At 71.7% G+C, this 14,680-nt stretch carries 13 protein-coding genes; 7 read left to right on the forward strand and 6 right to left on the reverse strand.

Annotation, left to right across the window (positions count from 1 at the left end):
• Positions 1-103: 103 nt before the first annotated feature.
• Positions 104-4,735, reverse strand: a complete 4,632-nt coding sequence (locus tag ACQPWZ_RS26910; protein ID WP_433572575.1) for an ATP-dependent helicase — start codon at positions 4,733-4,735, stop codon at positions 104-106.
• A 90-nt stretch (positions 4,736-4,825) separates the two neighbouring features.
• Between ACQPWZ_RS26910 and ACQPWZ_RS26915 the strand changes: the two genes are divergently transcribed.
• From ACQPWZ_RS26915 to ACQPWZ_RS26925, 3 genes are all read left to right on the forward strand, one after another.
• Entirely contained in the window at positions 4,826-5,686 is an 861-nt protein-coding gene (locus ACQPWZ_RS26915) for an AraC family ligand binding domain-containing protein (protein WP_433572576.1), read from the forward strand.
• Between the two features lie 61 nt (positions 5,687-5,747).
• Positions 5,748-6,614, forward strand: a complete 867-nt coding sequence (locus tag ACQPWZ_RS26920; protein WP_433573873.1) for an AzlC family ABC transporter permease — start codon at positions 5,748-5,750, stop codon at positions 6,612-6,614.
• Positions 6,611-6,919, forward strand: a complete 309-nt coding sequence (locus tag ACQPWZ_RS26925; protein WP_433572577.1) for an AzlD domain-containing protein — start codon at positions 6,611-6,613, stop codon at positions 6,917-6,919. Before ACQPWZ_RS26920 ends, ACQPWZ_RS26925 begins: the two co-directional genes overlap by 4 nt.
• 47 nt (positions 6,920-6,966) lie before the next feature.
• Here ACQPWZ_RS26925 and ACQPWZ_RS26930 read toward each other — a convergent pair whose 3' ends face one another.
• Entirely contained in the window at positions 6,967-7,902 is a 936-nt protein-coding gene (locus tag ACQPWZ_RS26930) for a hypothetical protein (protein WP_433572578.1), read from the reverse strand.
• Positions 7,903-7,981: 79 nt separating this feature from the next.
• Here ACQPWZ_RS26930 and ACQPWZ_RS26935 point away from each other — a divergent pair, with 79 nt between their 5' ends.
• The 4 genes from ACQPWZ_RS26935 (at position 7,982) to recX (ending at position 11,588) form a co-directional block, all read left to right on the forward strand.
• Positions 7,982-8,176 carry a DUF3046 domain-containing protein gene (locus tag ACQPWZ_RS26935; protein WP_340475789.1) on the forward strand — a complete coding sequence of 65 codons (195 nt, stop codon included), beginning with the start codon at positions 7,982-7,984 and terminating at the stop codon, positions 8,174-8,176.
• A 181-nt stretch (positions 8,177-8,357) separates the two neighbouring features.
• Positions 8,358-9,650, forward strand: a complete 1,293-nt coding sequence (locus ACQPWZ_RS26940) for an AI-2E family transporter (protein WP_433573874.1) — start codon at positions 8,358-8,360, stop codon at positions 9,648-9,650.
• A gap of 231 nt (positions 9,651-9,881) precedes the next feature.
• Complete coding sequence (gene recA / locus ACQPWZ_RS26945; protein ID WP_340475790.1) at positions 9,882-11,012, forward strand: recombinase RecA; 1,131 nt, start codon at positions 9,882-9,884, stop codon at positions 11,010-11,012.
• 3 nt (positions 11,013-11,015) lie between these two features.
• Positions 11,016-11,588 (forward strand): recombination regulator RecX, encoded by a 573-nt coding sequence (gene recX / locus ACQPWZ_RS26950; RefSeq protein WP_433572579.1) that lies wholly within the window; start codon positions 11,016-11,018, stop codon positions 11,586-11,588.
• Positions 11,589-11,734: 146 nt separating this feature from the next.
• Here the strand turns inward: recX and ACQPWZ_RS26955 are convergent, their stop codons facing one another.
• The 4 genes from ACQPWZ_RS26955 to ACQPWZ_RS26970 all read right to left on the reverse strand — a co-directional run bounded on the left by ACQPWZ_RS26955 (position 11,735) and on the right by ACQPWZ_RS26970 (position 14,606).
• Positions 11,735-12,130, reverse strand: a complete 396-nt coding sequence (locus tag ACQPWZ_RS26955; protein WP_433572580.1) for a rhodanese-like domain-containing protein — start codon at positions 12,128-12,130, stop codon at positions 11,735-11,737.
• A complete protein-coding gene (locus ACQPWZ_RS26960; protein WP_433572581.1) occupies positions 12,127-12,684 on the reverse strand; it encodes a cysteine dioxygenase in 558 nt (185 codons plus the stop codon). Before ACQPWZ_RS26960 ends, ACQPWZ_RS26955 begins: the two co-directional genes overlap by 4 nt.
• A gap of 207 nt (positions 12,685-12,891) precedes the next feature.
• Positions 12,892-12,978 (reverse strand): putative leader peptide, encoded by an 87-nt coding sequence (locus tag ACQPWZ_RS26965; protein WP_311605579.1) that lies wholly within the window; start codon positions 12,976-12,978, stop codon positions 12,892-12,894.
• Positions 12,979-13,010: 32 nt separating this feature from the next.
• Entirely contained in the window at positions 13,011-14,606 is a 1,596-nt protein-coding gene (locus ACQPWZ_RS26970; RefSeq protein ID WP_433572582.1) for an FAD-dependent monooxygenase, read from the reverse strand.
• Between the last annotated feature and the right edge of the window lie 74 nt (positions 14,607-14,680).

The raw sequence follows: 14,680 nt of genomic DNA on the forward strand, positions 1-14,680 counted from the left end.
AAGCACCGTCTCTGTGAGGGCGAGCGGGGCGGTGTCCGTGAGCGGGCCTTCTCTGTACGGGACCGGGCCTCGCGCGCCCCGGCCCGGCCTCGCGGTCAACGCCTCAGGGGCGCAGCCGAAGCCCTCGTGGTGTGGCGAGGAAGCCCGAGACCTCCAGCGCCCGGGACAGCGGTGAGGTCAGCGCCGAGACGCCGTTGGCCCGTTCCACCGTGATCGTGCCGATGGCTCCCGCGCGCGCCGCGTTGGCCAGCGCCGTGGCCGCCGCGTGCAGGACCGGCGAATCCGGGTCGGTCGCCCAGGACAGCAATGACTTCCCGCCGCGCTCCATGTACATCGTGAGCTCGCCGTCGACCAGGACCACCAGGGATCCCGCTTTCCGGCCCGGCTTGTGGCCGGCGCCGTCCGGCGGCTCGGGCCAGGGCAGCGCGGCTCCGTAGGCGTTGGCCGGGTCCGCGGCGGCCAGAACGACCGCCTGGGGCGGCGCGTCGCCTCCGCTCCGGTCCAGGGTGTTGGCCGCGGCCCGGAGCCGGTCCACCGCACCGTCCATCGCGAACTGGGCCGCCCCCAGCCCCTCGACCACATAGCCCCGCCGCGCCTGTCCGCTGTCCTCGAAGGCGGCGAGGATCCGGTACGTGGCGGAGAAGCCGCCCTCGACCCCCTCGGCCGCCACCGCGCCGCGCGTCACCACGCCATGGCGGTCGAGCAGGGTGCGGGCCAGCGCGTGTGCGCGATGGGTCGGTTCGGGTTCGAGAGGCGGCAGCAGCGACCAGCGGCCACTGACCGTCGGCGGTCCGGTACGGGAAGCGGTGCGGGCGGCGGCTGTCAGGCTTCCGTAGCGCCCGCGCGGCACCGTCCGCTTGGCGCGGTGTGCCGTCGAACCGGCGGTGCGGCCCGAGCCGAGGAGCGAGCGCAGCGGGGAGAGCGTGTCGTTGGTGAGCCGGCCGGACCAGGCCAGATCCCATACCGCGTCGGCCAGTTGGGGATCGTTCACGTCCGGATGGGTCGTGGCGCGGACCTGCTCGGCGATCTGGCGGAAGAACAGCCCGTACCCCGGGGCGAGGGCGGTCAGGACGGACTCGTGGAGCGCGGTGAGCTCCAGCGGATGGGGCTGGGGAAGCAGCAGTGGTGCCGCGTCGGCGAGGTAGAGCGAGACCCAGCCGTCCTTGCCGGGCAGCGCGCCCGCCCCGGCCCACAGGACTTCGCCGGCCGTGGTCAGCTCGTCCAGCATCGCGGGGTTGTAGCCGCGGACGCGGGACGGCAGGATCAGCTTCTCCAGGGCGGAGGCGGGGACGGCCGCGCCCTGCAGTTGCTCGACGGCGCGGGCCAGCCCGTCGATGCCGCTCAGGCTGTTGTTGCCCAGATGCTGCCACTGGGGGACGAAGGCAGCCAGGGCGGCCGGTGGTACGGGCTCCAGTTCGTGGCGCAGGGCCGCCAGCGACCGGCGGCGCAGCCGTCGCAGCACGGCCGCGTCGCACCATTCCTGGCCGATGCCGGCGGGGTGGAACTCGCCCTGCACCACACGCCCGCTCGCGGCCAGCCGGTGCAGCGCACCGTCGGTCACGGCCACGCCCAGCCCGAAACGGCCGGCCGCCTGTGCCGTGGTGAACGGGCCGTGTGTCCGCGCGAACCGGGCGAGCAGATCGCCCAGCGGATCCTTGACCGGTTCGGTGAAGGCCTCGGGGACGCCCACCGGGAGCGCGGTCCCGAGTGCGTCGCGCAGACGTCCGGCGTCCTCGATCGCCGCCCAGTGATCGGCTCCGGCGATCCGCACCTGGATCGCCCGGCGGGACGCGGCCAGGTCGCGGGGCCACTGCCGTTCGGCGCCGCGCTCGAGGAGTTCCGCGTCCGTCAGCGGGCCGAGGAGCCGCAGCAGGTCCGCGACGCCCTCCTCGTCCTTGACCCTTCGGTCCTCGGTGAGCCACTGGAGCTCGCGCTCCAGCTCGGTCAGTACGTCGGCGTCGAGCAGCTCGCGCAGCTCCGCCTGGCCGAGGAGCTCGGACAGCAGCCGGGAGTCCAGCGACAGGGCGGCCGCCCTGCGCTCGGCCAGCGGTGAGTCGCCCTCGTAGAGGAACTGGGCGACATAGCCGAACAACAGCGAACGGGCGAAGGGCGAGGGCTCGGGTGTGGTGACCTCGACCATCCGGACCCGGCGGGCCTCGATGTCGCCCATCAGCTCGGTCAGGCCCGGCACGTCGAAGACGTCCTGGAGACACTCACGGACCGCTTCGAGGACGATCGGGAAGGACCCGAACTCGCTCGCCACCTCCAGGAGCTGGGCCGCACGCTGGCGCTGTTGCCACAGCGGGGTGCGCTTGCCGGGGCTGCGCCGGGGCAGCAGGAGCGCCCGCGCGGCGCACTCGCGGAACCGGGAGGCGAACAGCGCGGAGCCGCCCACCTGGTCCGTGACGATCTGGTTGATCTCGCCCTTGTCGAAGACGGCGTCGGCCGCACCGACCGGGGCCTGGTCGCTGTCGAACGTCGCATCCAGATGCACCGGGTCCTGGTCCAGGAGGTCCAGGCCCATCAGATCGGCGTCCGGCAGCCGCAGCACGATTCCGTCGTCGGCGTGCATGACCTGGGCGTCCATGCCGTACCGCTCGCTGAGCCGGGCGCCGAGCGCCAGCGCCCAGGGGGCGTGCACCTGGGCGCCGAACGGCGAGTGGATCACCACCCGCCAGTCGCCCAGCTCGTCCCGGAACCGCTCGACGAGGATCGTCCGGTCGTCGGGTACATGGCCGCACGCACGGCGTTGCTCGTCGAGGTACGCCAGGATGTTGTCGGCGGCCCAGGCATCCAGGCCGGCGGCCAGCATCCGCAGCCGGGCGTCCTCGGGGGACAGTCCGCCGACCTCCCGGAGGAACGCGCCCACCGCACGCCCCAGTTCGAGCGGGCGCCCCAGCTGGTCGCCCTTCCAGAAGGGCAGGCGTCCCGGAACTCCGGGCGCTGGGGAGACGAGCACCCGGTCGCGGGTGATGTCCTCGATCCGCCACGAGGTGGTGCCCAGTGTGAAGACGTCGCCCACCCGCGACTCGTAGACCATCTCCTCGTCGAGCTCGCCGACCCGGCCGCCGCCCTTCTTCGGGTCCGCGCCCGCCAGGAACACGCCGAACAGACCGCGGTCCGGGATGGTGCCGCCGGACGTCACGGCGAGACGCTGTGCGCCCGGCCGGCCCGTGACCGTACCCGCGACGCGGTCCCAGACCACACGCGGCCGCAACTCGGCGAACGCGTCGGAGGGATACCGTCCCGCCAGCATGTCGACGACGGCCGTGAACGCCGACTCGGGCAACGAGGCGAACGGCGCGGCCCGCCGGGTCAGTGCCAGCAGGTCGTCGACCTGCCAGGTGTCCAGGGAAACCATGGCCACCAGCTGCTGGGCGAGCACGTCCAGAGGGTTCGAGGGGACGCGCAGCGCTTCGATGGAACCGGTGCGCATCCGCTCGGTGACGACCGCCGACTGCACCAGGTCGCCGCGGTACTTCGGGAACACGACACCGGTGGAGACCGCACCCACCTGATGGCCCGCGCGGCCGACGCGCTGAAGGCCGGATGCCACCGACGGCGGCGACTCGACCTGCACGACGAGGTCCACCGCCCCCATGTCGATCCCCAGCTCCAGGCTGGAGGTGGCGACGACGGCAGGCAGCCGCCCCGCCTTCAGATCCTCCTCGACCAGGGCTCGCTGCTCCTTGGAGACCGAACCGTGGTGCGCGCGGGCGAGGAGCGGCGGGGCGCCGCGCACGGACCCCGACTGCCCCATGAGCTCCGCGGGCGACGCCTCGTCCGGCATCGCCTCGCCGGTGGCCCGTTCATAGGCGATCTCGTTGAGGCGGTTGCACAGGCGCTCGGCCAGCCGGCGGGAGTTGGCGAAGACGATCGTGGAGCGATGGGCCTGGACGAGGTCGACGATCTTCTCTTCGACATGCGGCCAGATCGACGGCTTGTCGCCGCCGTCCGGCGACGACGAGGCCTCGGAGGCCGGGGATCCGCCCAGCTCTCCCATGTCCTCGACCGGGACGACCACCGAGAGGTCGAACTCCTTGCCCGACGTCGGCTGGACGATCTCCACCTTCCGCTGCGGGGAGAGATAGCGGGCCACCTCGTCCACCGGGCGGACCGTCGCCGACAGGCCGATACGCCGGGCCGGGCGCGGCAGCAGCTCGTCGAGACGCTCCAGCGACAGGGCGAGGTGCGCTCCCCGCTTCGTCCCCGCGACGGCGTGCACCTCGTCGAGGATCACCGTCTCGATGCCCGACAGCGCGTCCCGTGCGGCGGAGGTGAGCATCAGGAACAGCGACTCGGGTGTGGTGATGAGGATGTCCGGCGGCTTCGTCGCCAGGGAGCGGCGCTCGGCGGCGGGGGTGTCCCCCGAGCGGATGCCGACACGGATCTCGGGTTCGGGCGTCCCGAGACGCACGGATTCCTGGCGGATACCGGTCAGCGGGCTGCGGAGATTGCGCTCCACGTCGACGGCGAGCGCCTTGAGCGGGGAGACGTACAGGACGCGGCAGCGCTTCTTCGGGTCCGCGGGCGGGGGAGTGGAGGCGAGGTCGTCGAGCGCGGCGAGGAACGCGGCCAGCGTCTTGCCCGAGCCCGTCGGCGCCACGACCAGGACGTCCGAGCCCTCGCCGATCGCCTGCCAGGCCCCTTCCTGCGCGGCGGTGGGCGCGCTGAAGGCTCCCGTGAACCAGCTGCGGGTCGCGGGAGAGAAGGAATCGAGTGCGGTCCTGGCCATGTCCACCATCGTGCACCGGACCACTGACAATTACTGTCCGCGTCATGGACGCGCAGGTCAGCGGGGCACGCTCGGGCGCACAATGGCTGAATGAGCGGTCCGGCGGATCACGAGTGGGCACGGCACTGGCAGTACGAGGAACTGCCCGGCCTCGACCTCCTGCGTGCCCGCTATGTGCGGCACACCTTTCCCCGCCACAGTCACGAGGGCTTCGTCTTCGGGGCGGTCACCGGCGGGGTCGAGGACGTGAGCATGCCGGAGGGCAACATCAGCGCCCGGCCCGGCACGGTCGTCATGATCAATCCCGAGGTGCCGCACTCGGCGCGGGCCGGAGTGGACGAGGGCTGGGCGTACTCGACCCTGTATCCCTCCGTGGATCTCGTCACCGAGATAGCCGGCGAGGTCAGCGCGGTGCGCGGCACGCCCGCGTTCGGCGAGACGATCGTCGAGGACGCGCAGACCGCCGAACTCATTCGCGGTGTCCATCAGGCGGCGGAGGCGGGCAACGCACTCGCCGCCGACAGCCTGCTCCGAGTGGCCGTGGCCCGGCTGGTCGCGCGGCACGGCAGCCGGCTGCCCTCCCGGACGCCGAGTGCCTCCGGGGCGCGTACGGCGGCGGAGGCGAAGGCGCTGCTGGAGGAGCGCATGACCGATCCGCCGTCCCTGGAGCGGCTTGCGCTGGAGCTCGGCACGAGCCCCTTCGCGCTCCTGCGGGCCTTCAAAGCGGCGTACGGCATGCCTCCGCACACCTGGCTCACCAATGCGCGGGTACGCCGGGCCCGTCGGCTCCTGGACGCCGGGGCCGCGCCCGCCGACGCGGCCGTCGCCGTGGGGTTCACCGACCAGCCCCATCTGAACCGGCATTTCACCCGGATCGTGGGCGTGCCTCCCGGCGCTTATCGCAAAGAGCGTGCAAGAACGTACAAGACCTCGGGCGAGAGCCCCACGTAGCGTCCCTGACGTGCCAGAACAGACAGCCCCTCCCCAGACCCGCACCCCGAGCCCGCCGGAGATACGCACGACACCCCCAGAGCCCCCGTCCAAGCCGGACTCGGCCGTCGTCCGTGACGCGCTCGGCGTCGGCATCGCCGTCGGCCTCTCCGGCTTCGCCTTCGGCGTGACGTCCGCGGGCGCCGGACTCACCCTGCTCCAGACCTGCGCGCTGAGCCTTCTGGTGTTCACCGGCGCCTCGCAGTTCGCGCTCGTCGGCGCGATCGCCGCGGGCGGCAACCCGCTCGCCGCCGCAGCAGGAGCCTTCTTCCTCGGCGTGCGGAACGCCTTCTACGGACTGCGGCTGTCGCAGTTGCTCGCCCTGCCGCGCTTCGTGCGTCCGCTCGCGGCGCACTGGGTGATCGACGAGACCACGGCCGTCTCCCTCGCCCAGCCGACCCGTCGGGCGGTACGGATCGGCTTCACGGTCACCGGTCTGACGCTGTACGTGCTGTGGAACCTGACCACGCTGGTCGGCGCGCTCGGTGCCGAGGCGCTCGGCGACACGGATGCCTGGGGGCTGGACGCCGCTGGACCCGCCGTGTTCCTGGCACTGCTCGCACCCATGCTGCGGACGACCACCGAACGTGTCGTCGCCGGGCTGGCCGTCGTCCTGGGACTCGGGTTCCTGCCGGTGCTGCCCGCCGGAGTCCCGGTGCTGGTGGCCGCGCTGGCCGCGCCTGCAGTGCTCTGGCTCATGGGGCGGGGGCTGCTCGGGCGCAGGGCACAGGAGACCGACATCGCGGCGAGTGCCGCCGGACCGGCAGCCTCAGCTGAGGCGGACGCGGACGCGGCTGAGGCCGTCCGTACCGAACGAGGCAGTGACGAGCCCGGCCGTGACGAGTCCGGCCGTGACGAGTCCGGCAGTACGAAGGGAGACGACCGATGACCATCTGGATCGCGATCGCAGCCACCGCCGTCGGCTGTTACCTGGTCAAGCTGGCCGGTCTGCTCGTGCCGGCGCACACGCTCGAGCGCCCGGTCGTCCAGCGGCTGGCGGCCCTCCTGCCCGTCGCGCTGCTGGCCGCCCTGACCGCCCAGCAGACCTTCAGTGACAACAGCTCCCTGGTCCTCGACGCCCGCGCGGCCGGCCTCGCGGCGGCCGCCGTCGCGCTGATGATGCGGGCGCCCTTCCTGATCGTGGTCGGCGCGGCCGTGGCGGTCACGGCGGGAGTGCGGGCACTCGGCGGGTGAAGCGGCGGCGACGAGTGAGGCGGTGAAGCGGGCTGAGGCCCGCGCGGTCAGCCGATCGCACGGCCGTACGCCCGCAGTGTCCGCAGTGCCTCGATCGTCACGATCGGGCGGGCCTCCAGGGCCGTACCGGGCGCCCACTGGCACCAGTTCACGGGCCAGCCGCCGTCGTCCTGCTGGCGGCTCTCCAGGTGGTCCAGCGACCGCTCCATCTCGTCGTCCGTGAACCAGCGCCTCGCCAGGGACTCAGGTGTACGGGCGTAGTCGTGCGGGAAGTGGTGCTCCTCCGGCGCATAGCCGTCGGCGACCGGGAACGCCTCGACCCGTGCCGGGTCCAGCACCGCCAGTGTCTGCTCGCGCACCAGCCGCCCGAGCCGGTCGGCGGTGGCCTCCGCCCTGACCCGGTCCGGCACACCCTCCAGGAAGGTGATCGCGGCCTCGATCTCGTACGGATGCGACTTCTCGAGCGCGTCGACGGCGGTCCAGCAGTAGTCCGTGGCCCGGAACAGCCACGCGTGCCAGACCTGGTTGCGGTGCAGCAGGCCGACCACCGGCCCCGTCGTGAGGAGTTCGCTCGGCGGGTCGTCGACCACGGGGACGAACGGCGCCGACGGATAGCCGCGCTGCGAGGGATGGACGGCGGGAAGCGCACCGTCCGCGGTCGAGACATCGGTGAGGTAGCGGCACATCCGCTCGATGCGGAGCCCGCCGCAACGGCCGATGGAGTCCAGGACGCGCAGGGCGTGTGCGGTGTGCAGGGGCTGGCTCACGGGTCCGCGCAGATCCGGTTGGAGGGCGTGGCCGTAGCCGCCGTCCTCGTCGAGATAGGCGGCCAGGGCGGTCTCGACGGCATCAGAGCTCCCGCCCAGGAAGTGATACGCGAATCGCCTCTGCTCCAGGACCCGGGCCGTGAGCCAGACGAACTGCTCTGCGCGGGAGAGTGGTGACGCGGGAGAGGGCACAGGGGTTGCTCCGGTTCCAGCCATCCTCCGACGGTAGGGCGGAAAGAGCTTTCGGCATGTGGGACGGACGATGCTGCACCCCCGGGAGCGGGATAATGCAGTCATGCGGTTGACGATTTTCTGGGAGCGGATGGCGGACCACTTCGGCTCTGCCTACGCCGACTCCTTCGCGCGCGACCATGTGATGACCGAGCTCGGAGGGCGTACGGTCCACGAGGCGCTGCGGTCCGGCTGGGAGGCCAAGGACGTCTGGCGAGCCGTGTGCGCAGCCATGGATGTACCTGCCGACAAGAGGTGATTCATGTGATGGACACCCGGGCGGCCGACCAGCGGCCGCGGCTGTAGGCGAGACTGAGCCCGTGGCCCAGACCGACGAGAGTGACCAGGAGAGAACCGAGCAGGGCACGCCCGCGGGAGGCGCGACTCCTCCGCAGGCGCCGCCGAGCCCGCCGGTGGCCGGATCCGCCGGTTCTGCCCGGATGCCCCGTTGGCTGCCGCGCGCGATGGTGCTCGCGCTGACGCTCTACGCCTGCTTCCAGCTCGGCAATTGGGCCTTCCATCAGCTCATCGGGCTGCTGATCAACATCCTGATCGCCTTCTTCGTGGCGCTGGCGATCGAGCCCGCAGTCGGCAGGATGGCCGCGCGGGGGATGCGGCGAGGACTCGCCACCTTCCTGGTCTTCTTCGCCGTGCTGATCGCGGGAGCCGGCTTCGTCTTCCTGCTCGGCTCGATGCTGGCAGGTCAGATCGTGCAGATCGTCGAGGACTTCCCCCAGTACCTCGACTCGGTCATCAAGTGGATCAACGACACCTTCAGCACCGAGCTGTCCCGCGTGGAGGTCCAGGACAGCCTGCTGCGCTCGGACTGGCTCCGCCGCTATGTGCAGAACAGCGCGAGCGGCGTGCTGGACATCTCGGCGACCGTGCTCGGCGGTCTGTTCCAGGTGCTGACGATCTTCCTGTTCTCGTTCTACTTCGCGGCCGACGGACCCCGGCTGCGCCGCGCCCTGTGCTCCGTCCTGCCGCCGGCCAGGCAGACCGAGGTGCTGCGGGCGTGGGAGATCGCCGTCGACAAGACGGGTGGCTACATCTACTCGCGCGGCCTGATGGCACTGATCTCCGGCGGCGCGCACTACGTCCTGCTGGAGATCCTGGGTGTGCCCTACGCCCCGGCGCTCGCCGTGTGGGTCGGCCTCGTCTCCCAGTTCATCCCGACCATCGGCACCTACCTGGCGGGCGCGCTGCCGATGCTGATCGCCTTCACCGTGAACCCCTGGTACGCGCTGTGGGTGCTCGGCTTCGTGGTGGTCTACCAGCAGTTCGAGAACTACGTGCTCCAGCCGAAGCTCACCTCCAAGACGGTCGACATCCATCCCGCGGTGGCCTTCGGATCGGTCGTGGCCGGCACGGCGCTGCTGGGAGCGGTGGGCGCCCTGGTGGCGATTCCGGCGGTCGCCACGCTCCAGGCCTTCCTGGGTGCCTATGTGAAGCGGTACGAGGTCACCGACGACCCGCGGGTGCACGGTCACCGGCATCGCGGCGGCCGGACGCTCCGGCGGATGCGCGATGTGCTGGGCAAGAAGCGGGACGCCCCGGGAGCGGGGAAGAACGCGCCCGCGGAGGCCGCGCACGAGGCCGAGCGGCCCGAGGGAGCTGCGTGCGAGGGGGAGCCGCCCGCCGGTCCGCCCGCCGCCGGTGGTCCTGCGGCACCGGATCCGCACGGCGAACCCGGTGCGGGGCCCGGCACCGACGACCCCGATCGTCCCGCCTGACGGGCGCCACCAGGCGGGGTGCAGGCCTGCCCGGACAGGCCGGGGCCGACGGTTCGTGGTGCGCAGCGTGGTGCGCTTGACACCGAAATCGAACATCCATTCTTATGGGATTCCGGCCGCGGTGACCCGGGAGTTGTCCACAGGCTGGAAGGACGTCGAGGCCCATTGTCAGTGGCAGGGGATAGCGTCTTTGACGTGAAGCGATCGACTCAAGCAAATCGGGTGGAACCCATGGCAGGAACCGACCGCGAGAAGGCGCTCGACGCCGCGCTCGCACAGATTGAACGGCAATTCGGCAAGGGCGCGGTGATGCGCCTGGGCGAGCGGCCGAACGAGCCCATCGAGGTCATCCCCACCGGGTCGACCGCGCTCGACGTCGCGCTCGGCGTCGGCGGACTGCCGCGAGGCCGTGTGGTGGAGGTGTACGGCCCGGAGTCCTCCGGAAAGACGACTCTCACGCTGCACGCCGTCGCCAACGCCCAGAAGGCGGGCGGCTCGGTGGCCTTCGTGGACGCGGAGCACGCCCTCGACCCCGAGTACGCGAAGAAGCTCGGTGTCGACATCGACAACCTCATCCTGTCCCAGCCGGACAACGGTGAACAGGCGCTCGAGATCGTCGACATGCTCGTCCGCTCCGGCGCGCTCGACCTGATCGTCATCGACTCCGTCGCCGCGCTGGTGCCGCGGGCGGAGATCGAGGGCGAGATGGGCGACTCGCACGTCGGTCTGCAGGCGCGGCTGATGAGCCAGGCGCTGCGGAAGATCACCAGCGCGCTGAACCAGTCGAAGACCACCGCGATCTTCATCAACCAGCTCCGCGAGAAGATCGGCGTGATGTTCGGCTCGCCGGAGACCACGACCGGTGGCCGCGCGCTGAAGTTCTACGCCTCGGTGCGCCTCGACATCCGGCGTATCGAGACCCTGAAGGACGGCACCGACGCGGTGGGCAACCGCACCCGGGTCAAGGTCGTCAAGAACAAGGTCGCACCGCCGTTCAAGCAGGCCGAGTTCGACATCCTCTACGGCCATGGCATCAGCCGCGAGGGCGGTCTGATCGACATGGGCGTGGAGAACGGCTTCGTGCGCAAGGCGGGCGCCTGGTACACGTACGAGGGCGACCAGCTCGGACAGGGCAAGGAGAACGCCCGTAACTTCCTGAAGGACAACCCCGATCTCGCCAATGAGATCGAGAAGAAGATCCTCGAGAAGCTGGGCGTCGGTGTGAAGCCGGAGGCGCCGGCGGCCGAGCCCGGCGCGGACGCGGCGGGCAGCCCGGCTGCTCCGGCCGAGGACGCGGCGAAGTCGGTGCCTGCGCCTGCCACCAAGGCCAAGGCGGCCAAGACGGCGGCGGCCAAGGGCTAGCGCATGGCCCGGCGAACCGAATGGCCGGGCGACAGCGCCGACTCGTCGAGGGCCGAGAAGGAGCTGTCGCCCCAGGACCCGGCAGAGCGGGCGCGGGCGATCTGCCTGCGCCTGCTCACCGGGACGCCGCGCACCCGCAAACAGCTCGCGGATGCGCTGTACAAGCGGGAGATCCCCTCGGAGGTGGCCGAGGAGGTTCTCTCCCGCTTCGAGGACGTGGGCCTGATCAATGACGCGGCCTTCGCGGACGCGTGGGTGGAGTCCCGCCATCACGGCCGCGGCCTCGCCCGACGGGCGCTGGCGAGGGAGCTGCGGACGAAGGGCGTGGACTCGTCGCTGATCGACGAGGCGGTGGGGCAGCTCGACTCCGAGCAGGAGGAGGAGACCGCGCGCGAGCTGGTCGCCCGCAGACTCCGCTCCACCCGCGGCCTCGACCGCGACCGCCGCATACGCCGCCTCGCGGGCATGCTGGCCCGCAAGGGCTACCCGGAGGGCATGGCGCTACGGGTGGTCAGACGAGCCTTGGAGGAAGAGGGCGAGGACGTGGAAGGCCTGGACGAGGGTGGGGGGTTCTAGCCTCTCGGGCCGGCGGGGGAGGAGCGCACGGGGGAACGGCCCAGCATCCAGCCGGAAGCCGGAAGCCGGAAGCCGGAAGCCGGAAGCCGGAAGCCGGAAGCCGGAAGCCGGAAGCCCGGGGGCGCCCGGCGCGACCCCGGGCCGGCCTACGCCTCTACTGGGAGGCCCGCTGCCCTCCACGCCTGGAACCCGCCGATGAGGTCGGTCGCGCGGTGCAGGCCCAGGTCGCGCAGTGACGCCGCGGCGAGGGAGGACGCGTAGCCCTCGTTGCAGATCACCACGACCCGCAGGTCGTGGCTGACCGCCTCGGGTGCGCGATGGCTGCCCTGCGGATCCAGGCGCCACTCCAGCTCGTTGCGCTCCACCACCAGCGCGCCGGGGATCAGCCCGTCGTGGTCGCGCAGGGCCGCATAGCGGATGTCCACCAGCAGGGCGCCCTCCGCCGCTTCCGCGAAGGCCTGCTTCGGCTCGACGCGGTCCAGTCCTTCGCGGACCCGTTCCAGCAGTTCGTCGATCCCGACCCGGTCACCCTGCTCACTCACTGCCAGTCCTCCGGGCTCTCGACCTGCTCGAGACGGAGCACCGCACCGGTCCGGCTGAAGCGCCGGATCAGCGGCAGCGGCGGGTAGTAGGCATGGACCGAGACGGCATGCTCGCTCGCCGACTCGTTCAGCACCTCGTGCACATGGTGTGTACCGAAGGCGCGGGCCCGGCCCGCGCCCAACTGCCGCTCGCGGTCGACGCCTTCGTGCAGTTCCAAGGTCTTCCAGCCGCTCGCGGGCAGCCGTACGGCGAGCGAGTTCTCCTTCAGCTCACCGGCGGCCGTGGCGAACGCGCCGAACGACTCGGCGTGGTCGTGCCAGCCGGTGCCCGTGCCGGGTGGCCAGGCGATGAGCCAGGCCTCGCTGCCGCCGGGACCTTCGAGCCGTACCCAGGTGCGGCCCTCGGGGTCGAGGGGCAGTGAGGCGATGAGGTCGGTGTCGGCGGCGGCGTTCCGCACGAATTCGAGGAGCTCGGCCGCGGTCGGAGCCGTCGGCTCGGCCACCAGGTCCTCCGAGTCCGGTGCGCTCTCGACCGGGGCGCCGGAGACGGACACGGCGGGCTCGGAAGCAGAGGTGCCGGAGACAGCGGTGCCAGAGCCAGCGGTGCCGGAGACCGAGATGTCAGAGGCAGAGGTGTCAGAGGCAGAAGTGTCAGACGCAGGGGTGACAGGGTTCACGACAGACTGGGACACGGAAACCGTCCTGGAAGTTCGCGGGAGCGCGCGCAGGCTCAGTGGCCCGCGCGCGAGGGAGAGGCGAATTCAGCAGGAGGGTCGACACACGCAGCCCGCATAGCGGACGAGGTCCATATGGACCCTCCGCCACAGGCGCACATCGGTGTCGGTCACGTTCCGGAGTACACCACGCGTGTCCGTGACGGTCAATTGATGTCCGCAGTGCGGTCACTGCGCACCGATGACGGTGGGCCACCTCGCGCCGCGTCCGCCGCCGCATACAGCTCCGCGGGCCGCACCCCCGTGAACGCGGCGACCAGATGCCCGTCCGGCCGCACCAGCAGCACGGTGTGTGCCGAGGCGCCGGGATAGCTCTCCGTCACCAGTAGCTCTGCCCGCACGGGCAGTGCCGTCACCGCCGCCGCCAGGCGTGGCATCACCCCCGCGCTCATCCAGTGCCGCTGGTCCCACACCCCCGTACCCGGTGCGACGAGGACCACGAGCAACTGCCCGCCGTCCAGCCGGTCCCGCAGTCGCGCGCTCGTCCCGTCGGGTGTGGTCACCCGGACGTCGACGACCGGGGCGCCGGCCTCCGTACCGACGAGTGTCTGCCCAGGGGCGTATTCGGGTGCCAGAGGGGAGTGCGTGTAGACGGGGGGCGCGCCGAGCGGGCCCAGCCCCAGATGGCCGTCCATGAGGAGGGCGTCGTGGCCGCGCGCGGCACCGGGAAGGTACGTACGCAGCGGGCTGCTGCCGCGCAGTATCGGCAGTGACTGGTCCGCGGCCCGCAGCCGGGCAGCGACACACGAACGGCGTTCCGCCTGATAGCTGTCCAGCAGTAGCTCGGACCCGCCGTGGTGCCAGACGTGCGCCAGCTTCCAGGCAAGGTTCTCCGCGTCCCGCAGCCCTTCGTCGAGCCCTTGGGTGCCCACGGCGCCGAGAAGATGCGCGGCGTCGCCGGCGAGGAAGGCCCGGCCCACGCGCCAGCGCCGGGCGAGCCGGTGGTGCAGCGTGTGGACTCCGGTGTCGATCAGCTCGTACGACGCCGTCCCGCCGGACCAGCCGGCGAGCGTGTCCCGTACCCGCGCGATCAGGGCATCAGGAGTGACCAGTTCGCCACGGGCCGGCAGCAGCCAGTCCAGGCGCCAGACGTCGTCCGGCAACGGGCGCGCGGTGATCTCCTCACCGCCCGTCCGCCACGGCGGCAGGCGGTGCAGCAACGCCTCGTCGGGCCAGGGGAGTTCGGTGCGCAGCGTGGCGACCGCGTGCCGCTCCACCGCCGTGCGTCCCGGGAAGCGGACACCGAGGAGCTTGCGGACCGTCGACCGCGCGCCGTCGCACCCCACGAGATGGCTCCCGCGCCACCACGTGGCCTCCGGGCCACGGGTGTGGACGCTGACCCCGTCGTCGTCCTGCTCCAGCGAGTCCACATGGCTCTCGGTCACGAGGTTGATCAGCGGCTGGGCGGCGACGGCGTCGCGCAGCCCGCGGGCCAGGGCGTGCTGAGGGATGTGCAGCGGTGAGGGAGCAACATCGTCCTCCAGCGCGACCACGCGGACGTCCTGCTTCCGCCGCATCGTGCGCCAGCCGACCCAGCGGGCTCCTTCGTCACGAAGAGTGGTGCATCCGAGCCGCTCCATCATGGACGCGACATCGGGGCGGAGCACGACCGTGCGCGCCGGGCGGGGCTCTTCCTTGCCGACGCTGTCGTCGAGCAGGACAGAAGGGACTCCTCGCTGGGCAAGGGCCACGGAGAGCGCCAGCCCCACGGGACCCGCGCCGACGATGATCACCGGGTCCACGACGTGACTCCTCGGGCCCGGAGGGACGTGCGGAGAGGTGCGGTAGGAGCCCGGTGCGCGATCACAGAACGTAT

The sequence above is a fragment of the Streptomyces sp. CA-251247 genome (assembly GCF_050952975.1).
GTDB classification, from domain to species: domain Bacteria; phylum Actinomycetota; class Actinomycetes; order Streptomycetales; family Streptomycetaceae; genus Streptomyces; species Streptomyces achmelvichensis.

Excerpts from the sequence above, each read along its gene's own strand:
- ACQPWZ_RS26910 (WP_433572575.1), bottom strand. The coding sequence starts at position 4,735 with ATGGCCAGGACCGCACTCGATTCCTTCTCTCCCGCGACCCGCAGCTGG.
- ACQPWZ_RS26915 (WP_433572576.1), top strand. The coding sequence starts at position 4,826 with ATGAGCGGTCCGGCGGATCACGAGTGGGCACGGCACTGGCAGTACGAG.
- ACQPWZ_RS26925 (WP_433572577.1), top strand. The coding sequence starts at position 6,611 with ATGACCATCTGGATCGCGATCGCAGCCACCGCCGTCGGCTGTTACCTG.
- ACQPWZ_RS26930 (WP_433572578.1), bottom strand. The coding sequence starts at position 7,902 with ATGGCTGGAACCGGAGCAACCCCTGTGCCCTCTCCCGCGTCACCACTC.
- ACQPWZ_RS26935 (WP_340475789.1), top strand. The coding sequence starts at position 7,982 with ATGCGGTTGACGATTTTCTGGGAGCGGATGGCGGACCACTTCGGCTCT.
- ACQPWZ_RS26940 (WP_433573874.1), top strand. The coding sequence starts at position 8,358 with ATGCCCCGTTGGCTGCCGCGCGCGATGGTGCTCGCGCTGACGCTCTAC.
- recA (WP_340475790.1), top strand. The coding sequence starts at position 9,882 with ATGGCAGGAACCGACCGCGAGAAGGCGCTCGACGCCGCGCTCGCACAG.
- recX (WP_433572579.1), top strand. The coding sequence starts at position 11,016 with ATGGCCCGGCGAACCGAATGGCCGGGCGACAGCGCCGACTCGTCGAGG.